The organism is Enterococcus eurekensis, assembly GCF_042654605.1.
GTDB classification, from domain to species: Bacteria; Bacillota; Bacilli; order Lactobacillales; family Enterococcaceae; genus Enterococcus_I; species Enterococcus_I eurekensis.
The window spans coordinates 43,184-50,674 of sequence record NZ_JBHSGT010000019.1; the positions used below are offsets into that span (position 1 = coordinate 43,184).

Sequence of the window (7,491 nt, forward strand, 5' to 3'; positions counted from 1 at the left end):
TTTTTTATTTAAATGGTAAAAAGAGAACTTGCTTGATCTGGATCTGTATCATAAATCTCAAATGCTTCGCCAACACCGAGTCCTTGCTCTTTTAGTACATTTTCCATGGTTAGATGGGCCAATTCTTTTAAATTATTTTCTCGACTTAAATGACCCAAATAAATACGTTTTGTCGCATCGCTTAAAATATCTGCCATCACTAACGCACCATCTTCGTTGGATAAATGGCCCTGATCACCTAAAATACGTTGCTTCAAGCTCCAAGGATACGCACCCATTCGTAACATTCCTAAGTCATGATTACTCTCTATTAAATATGCATCTGCACCTTTAATGACTCCTCTTAAGGCATCGCTACAATAACCGGTATCGGTTAAAATTACAAATGAACGATTATTTTTATAAAAGCGGTAAAATTGTGGTGCTGCTGCATCATGTGAAACACCAAAACTTTCAATATCAACATCACCTAATGTTAAAATTTTTCCCATTTCAAAGTGGTGTTTTTGTTCAATTGGTACGTTACCAATCAAAGGATCCATTGCCAACCAGGTTTTTTCGTTAGCGTAGACATCAAGTTTATATTTCCGGGCGAGTACACCGACACCATGAATGTGATCGCGGTGCTCATGAGTAACTAAAATTGCATCTAAATCTTCTGGTTTTTTCCCCACTTCACCTAACAAAGAGGTTATTTTTTTCCCGCTTAGTCCCGCATCAACGAGGATTTTCTTTTTTTCTGTTTCGATATATAAAGAATTCCCTGAACTGCCACTAGCTAATACACTTATTTGAAATGTTGATAATTGACTCACTATTAAGACCTCACTATTTCTATTTACTTACATTATTCTTAATCTTCTACGGTTGCTACAACTGAATTCGTAATAATTCGGTTTGTAAAAGCGTTAACCATCTCTGTCTTGATTTCGTGATCGCTCGTTTCAATCTCGATAAACCAAGTCGGAACGAAAATCGCCTGTCCTCGAACAATCAAAGTCATTTTATAGGCTAGTTGACGCCATAATATTTTGGAATTCGAGGGGATTTGATTATTAATGTATAAAGTATTAATCGCATCTCTTTCTGAATAAGTCGGCATGATTTCTCGTAAAGGCTGCAATTCTGAAATATGTGTTTGAATATATTCATTTACGCGCCAGTGTTCAGTTTCTTTTTCTAGAAAGAACGTTATACGGCTGGCTGGATCGTTGATAATAATATCTTCATAAAATTGCCCCGCGATAATCTCTGGAAAATCATTTGATAATGTCGACTCTTCGACATTGTATTGATACTCTTTGCCAAATAGCACTAAACCTTGTTGATTCAAAATTTTAGCAATCACTTCTGGTGCTTGATTAACATCTGTTAATAAAATGACATCTTCAACTTTATGCTTCAACAAATTATCCTCAATCGTTGTTTGTCTCCCTAACAAATCGGGATTATTTAAACGTAATCGTTCACTTTTACGCGCTTCATCAAAATTGGTCGGTACACCACTTAAATAGTACCCTTCTCGTTTTCTAGATGAGAAATCTCCTTCATAAGTAATATTTTCTGATTCTAATCGTTTATGTAAAGGAATGGTTTCATTCGTTCGAGAAGTAATCGTCTGATTCATCTTTGCTTCACGGTACATACTAAATAAGAAGACATTTAAACCTAGAAACGCAAGGAAAAAGATCCATTCAATTCGTTTGAAATCCATCTTACACTCCTCCGCCTTCCGTTAGCTGATTAAGCAATCCTTCATAACTTAACCACGTATCGCCATATTTGATAAACCAGTTTGGGATTAAATCTACTACTCCCGTATTTTCTATATTCTTCCATTCATAGCCAATCATGAACGTACGAATTTGTTTTAAATCCGCTCCATTTTGGTACAAAGTCTGTACCAGTTTTTCGGTCGCCGGTAAAACAACTTCTTCTTGTGATGGGATTGGAATTTGCAATGTCTTTAAATTCCCTTGGATATTGATATTTTTTTGATTACCTTGACCACTATCCGAAAAGCTAAACGCCAATTGTCCTTCAAAGTCCTCCGCAAAGATTGGGAATCCTTCAACAAACATACGATAGTCAATTTGATTACGCGCTTGATTTAACACCCGAACCGAACCATAATTTGAGCCCATTCGCTGTACGTAAGGAAAACTCATTTCAAAAATACTTAGATCACCTATATTTTCTAATACATTTTCAAACAAAACAATTTCTTGATTTTGTTTCATTATTAGCGTTTCTGTCCCATCGTATAAATAAGTATCTGCGCTTGTTCCATTACTACGCACATCTTTTGGATTGGTAAAAAAAGCATCGCGAAACAGCGTATAACGTCTAGTCGAAGAAATATAACTATATTTCTTCAGTGTTAATTCATTTTGGGTTAAGAATTGATTCGATAAAAAAGCAACGGATTCAGAAACTGGACGCCACTGATAGTCAACTTTTTTGATTATTTCTAATACCTTTGTTAGCTTTTTTTCTGGCCTAACCGTGTAAACGGTCCAATCTTCCTCATTAATAAAACGAACTTCATTCTTTTGGACATCTAATTGTATTTTTGTAAAATAGACTTGGACTTGTTCTTCTTCACTGATATCTATATTTAAATTAAATAAATCCAGATATTCCGTTATTGGGAAAAGCATGCCATATGTTAATTCAAAACCATGTTCAATATCGATTGCCTTCGAATAGTCATTTTCATTAAAGTAACTTTTCCACTTGGTTCTATGATAGGTTTTATTTGATAACGCTTGTTGAATTTGCAGAAGTAAACTTTCATTTTGTGTCTCTTGATTCTTATTATTTTCAGAATAACGGACTTTGATTGGTAAAAAAATATTCTCTTTATTAATTTCTTCAACCTTTTCCTCGATTGTTTCAAAAGCACTTTCATTCTTTAAAAAAGTATCACGACCAACCGGACTCATCCAAATTAAATAAGATAAATAAAAACTTGTGGCGACCATCAAGATTAAAAGAACATGTAATATATTTTCTTTAATTTTAATCAATCCCACCACTCCTCTTCATACGGCTCATATGGCAAACTGATAAAAAATGTCGAGCCATAGTTCTCACGACTTTCGGCCCAAATTGAGCCACCATGTGCTTTCAGCACATCCCGCGAAATCGCTAAACCTAATCCTGTTCCACCTTGTTGGCGCGCGCGTGCTTTATCCACACGATAGAAACGATCAAAAATTTTAGCCAAATCTTTACGCGGAATACCCATGCCTTGGTCGGAAACACTTAAAATCACATGATTATGCGTTTCAATTAAACGAACAGTCACGGTCCCGCCATCTGGCGAATATTTAATCGCATTGTTCATGATATTATCAATTACCTGAATAATCCGATCCGTATCAATTTCCAACCACAGGTCACGTTTTGTAAATTCTCTTTGAATTTTATATGATTTCTCGGTATTGTTGACCATCATATCGAAGCGATCCAAGACAAAATTCACCAAATTATTGAAATTCACAAACTCCAATTGTAATTGCGCATTGCCACTATCTAATTTTGATAAACTCAACAGATCGTTAATCATCCGAATCATACGGTCCGTTTCTTCTAAGGTCACTTCTAGAAAATGCGGTGCGATTTCACCGTCTTTCCAAGCGCCATCATGTAGTGCTTCGATATAACTTCGCATACTTGTTAGAGGCGTCCGTAACTCATGTGAAACGTTGGAAACAAAGTCCCGACGTTCCTGTTCCGTTTTTTCTTGTTCGGTTACATCATGTAAAACCGCAACTAGACCGGAAATAAATCCTGATTCACGACGAATCATTGAAAAATCAACGCGCAAAATTAGACGATTCATATGCGAAACATCCGAAGAACGCTCAAGCAGCATCTCTTCCGTATTTTCAAGTAAAGAACGCAACGTGTAAGATTCTTCTATATCCAATAATTTTAAAACGGATTCACCAATAGACTCTTCTTGTTTTAAATTTAATAATGACAGCGCCATTTCATTAATCATAATCACGCGACCACGGCGATCTGTTGCGATTACCCCGTCGGTCATATAGGTTAACACGCTATCTAGACGGTTTCTCTCTGCTTCCATCGCCTCTTGTGTTTCTTCAATTCGTTCAGCTAATTGGTTGAATGTCTCCGCTAATTGTCCCAACTCGTCGTGTGCTTTAATATCAATTGTATGACTGTAATCACCTTTAGCAATTCGCAAGGCTTGTTCACGCATTTCTCCGATTGGCTGTGTAATCGAGCGCGCGACTAACATTGAGACAATGATTGCAATCGCAATCGCAATTATTGTAGCAGTAACGAAAATTAAAGCAATATTCGAAATTTCTTGATATTGCTTTTCTAAATCGCCACGAATATAGAGTGAACCAACCACAACATCGCCAACCGACTCCAAGACCCGAATGTTAATCAACACCCGATTACCACTCGTTTCATCTAAAGCAATGAAACTCTTATCTGTAAATTGGTCAATGTAAGAATCGATACTTTTTTTACCAATAGAGCTTCGGTCATTGACGTCAGTCGTGGCACGAATTATCCCCTTTTCATCAACGACTCGCATTTCCAAAATATCTGCTGAATCACTATTGTCTAGTATCCGCTGAATCTCGTTATTCGTCTCATCGATGTCTATATTTTGACGATTCAAATAAGTACTTATCGTGCCAGACAGTGTTTCTGCTTGGGTATTCATTGTATCTTTATAATTTTCAATCATAGAGCGCTCTAAGCCACGAATAAAATACGCCCCGATAATCTCGATTGAAATGAATAAAATCAAGATAAATGTCAGGGCGATTTTAAAGTTCACTGAGCGATAAAAGCGAACTTTGTTTTTCATTCAACTACTCCTGTTCTGGATTGCGTAAATAGTAACCAACGCCACGTCTAGTCGCTAAATAATTTGGATGACTCGGACTATCTTCAATTTTTTCACGTAAACGTCTGACTGTCACGTCAACCGTCCGTACATCACCAAAATAATCATATCCCCAAACGGTTTGTAAAAGGTGTTCACGGGTCATTACTTGTCCGATATGTTTAGCTAAATAGTGTAATAATTCAAACTCCCGATGCGTTAGCTCAATCGTACTACCATTTTTTGTAACCATATAAGCATCTGGATGGATTGTTAAATCGCCAATTTCAAGCTCAGTTGTAGTCGGAACATCGGCTTCTTTATTGGAACTAGCCCCGCGTCTCAGATTGGCTTTGACACGAGCAATCAATTCTCGATTTGAAAAAGGTTTTGTGACATAATCATCCGCACCTAGTTCAAGTCCTAAGACTTTATCAATTTCTGAATCCTTTGCCGTAACCATAATAATTGGCATGTCATACGTTTTACGTACTTCTCTTGCTACTTCTAATCCATCAATTTTTGGTAGCATTAAATCAAGTAAAATTAAATCTGGTTCGATTTCTTTAACTTTTTCAAGCGCTTCTTCGCCATCATAAGCCGTAAAAACTTCATATCCTTCTTTCGTAAGGTTAAATTTTACAATATCAGAAATTGGTTTTTCATCATCTACGACTAGTATCTTCTTCACAAAAATCCCTCATTCTTCTTCTTTTTTGTTTTTTAGTCTTATTGTCATTATTATTATACATGATTTTCTTCAATCTTTCATCAAAAGGAAAAAAGCTCCCATTTTTCTTAGTAAAAAATAAATGACAAAAAGGTTTCACAAATAAAAAAAATTACTATTGAAAAATAACTCACATTTGTTTTTAATAGAAAAACCACGAAAAGTCCTGTTTTAAGCCAACAATTATCAAATCTAACATTTTTCTTTTAAAATTTAGTGATATTTATCACAATATCATTGATTCTTATCACACGTTCGCTTACATTAGAAAAGTAAACATCGAATCAAGTAAGGAGATTTATCATGAAAAAAATATTTTCACACGTTTTATTACTATCTTCCGTTCTTTTATTCTCAGCCTGTTCGAACGGAAACTCAGCAAGCAGTTCATCTACCACGGTCTCTGAAATAAAAGAAAAAACGACTGATACCACTTCAGGCGCCTCTGTCCAAGAATATACTGACCCTACGACATTAAAAGACAAGTATGATGTCATCATTGTCGGATCTGGTGGTGCTGGGATGTCTGCTGCTATTCAAGCAAAAGAAGCTGGAGCAAACCCTGTTATCTTTGAGAAAATGCCGATTGCTGGTGGGAATACTTTAAAAGCTTCGGCTGGAATGAATGCGTCACAAACAACTTTCCAAAAAGAACAAGGCATTGAAGATTCGAATGATTTATTTTTCGAAGAGTCACTAAAAGGTGGCGGCGGAACCAATGACCAAGAACTTTTACGTTACTTTGTTGATCATTCAGCTGATGCAATTGATTGGTTAGACTCAATGGGTATTACTCTAGATAATTTAACGACAACTGGTGGTATGAGCGAAAAAAGAACCCATCGCCCAACGGACGGTTCCGCTGTTGGTGAATATTTAGTTGATGGTCTTTTACGTAATATCCATGAAAGAGAAATCCCCCTTTTTGTCAACGCTGATGTAACGAAAATTAATCAAACAGAGGATCAAATCTCAGGAGTCACCGTCACAATTGAAGGCACCGAAAAAGTGATTAACGCAGACGCAGTTATCGTAGCTACAGGTGGTTTTGGTGCGAACATGGATCTTGTTGTTGAAAACAAACCTGAACTTAAAGGCTATGTTTCAACTAACCAAGAAGGTTCAACAGGTGATGGAATTAAAATGATTCAATCACTTGGTGGACAAACCGTTGACTTAGACCAAATCCAAATTCACCCAACGGTTGATCAAACAAAATCATTATTGATTACCGAAGCCGTTCGTGGCGAAGGGGCTATTTTAGTCAATCAAGCCGGCCAACGATTCTTTAATGAAATGGAAACACGTGATAAAGTCTCTGCAGCCATTATCGCTTTACCTGAGCAATCTGCTTACTTAATTTTTGACGCAGGTGTCAAAGAACGGGTCAAAGCAATTGATTTTTATGAAAAACAAGGATTAACTGTCAAAGCAGATACACCAGAAGCACTAGCCAAAGCAATTGAAACGCCAGAAGAAGCGTTAAAAGCAACCCTTGACACTTGGAACAAAGCTGTTGCAAATAAAAAAGATGATGCATTCAAGCGCGAAACAGCGATGGATAACGACTTATCACAAGGTCCTTTCTACGCAATTAAAATTGCGCCTGGTATTCATCATACAATGGGTGGCGTAAAAATTAATACAAATGCGCAAGTTATCAACACTGAAAATGTGGTGATTCCGGGTCTATATGCTGCAGGTGAAGTTACCGGTGGTTTACATGGAAACAATCGTATCGGTGGTAACGCAGTTGCCGATATCATTATTTTCGGTCGTCAAGCTGGAGAGCAAGCAGCTTCTTTTATCAAGTAATATCGGTTGTATAATATTTGGTGTTGATGGAAAAATCTCATAGAGATTTTCTTTCAGCACTTTTTTTAAT

Annotated in this window: 6 protein-coding genes; 1 reads left to right on the forward strand and 5 read right to left on the reverse strand. The window is 36.6% G+C overall.

All coding sequences use genetic code 11. The annotated features are described in order from the left end of the window. Positions 1-8 precede the first annotated feature (8 nt). Genes ACFO3L_RS03005 through yycF form a run of 5 tightly spaced genes read right to left on the reverse strand, consistent with a single transcriptional unit; the run spans position 9 to position 5,567 of the window. Positions 9-815, reverse strand: a complete 807-nt coding sequence (locus ACFO3L_RS03005; RefSeq protein WP_379963692.1) for an MBL fold metallo-hydrolase — start codon at positions 813-815, stop codon at positions 9-11. A gap of 38 nt (positions 816-853) precedes the next feature. Continuing rightward, on the reverse strand, positions 854-1,714 hold the full coding sequence (locus ACFO3L_RS03010; protein ID WP_379963694.1) for a two-component system regulatory protein YycI: 861 nt from the start codon (positions 1,712-1,714) through the stop codon (positions 854-856). Between the two features lies 1 nt (position 1,715). Continuing rightward, positions 1,716-3,029 carry a YycH family regulatory protein gene (locus tag ACFO3L_RS03015; RefSeq protein WP_379963696.1) on the reverse strand — a complete coding sequence of 438 codons (1,314 nt, stop codon included), beginning with the start codon at positions 3,027-3,029 and terminating at the stop codon, positions 1,716-1,718. Next, a complete protein-coding gene (walK, locus tag ACFO3L_RS03020) occupies positions 3,026-4,858 on the reverse strand; it encodes a cell wall metabolism sensor histidine kinase WalK (RefSeq protein WP_379963698.1) in 1,833 nt (610 codons plus the stop codon). The genes ACFO3L_RS03015 and walK overlap by 4 nt, the downstream gene beginning before the upstream one ends. 4 nt (positions 4,859-4,862) lie before the next feature. After that, positions 4,863-5,567, reverse strand: coding sequence for a response regulator YycF (yycF, locus tag ACFO3L_RS03025; protein ID WP_379963700.1), 705 nt, complete (start codon positions 5,565-5,567; stop codon positions 4,863-4,865). 342 nt (positions 5,568-5,909) lie between these two features. On the opposite strand from yycF, the gene ACFO3L_RS03030 reads away from it, so the two are divergent. Then, entirely contained in the window at positions 5,910-7,421 is a 1,512-nt protein-coding gene (locus tag ACFO3L_RS03030; protein ID WP_379963702.1) for a flavocytochrome c, read from the forward strand. Positions 7,422-7,491 lie beyond the last annotated feature (70 nt).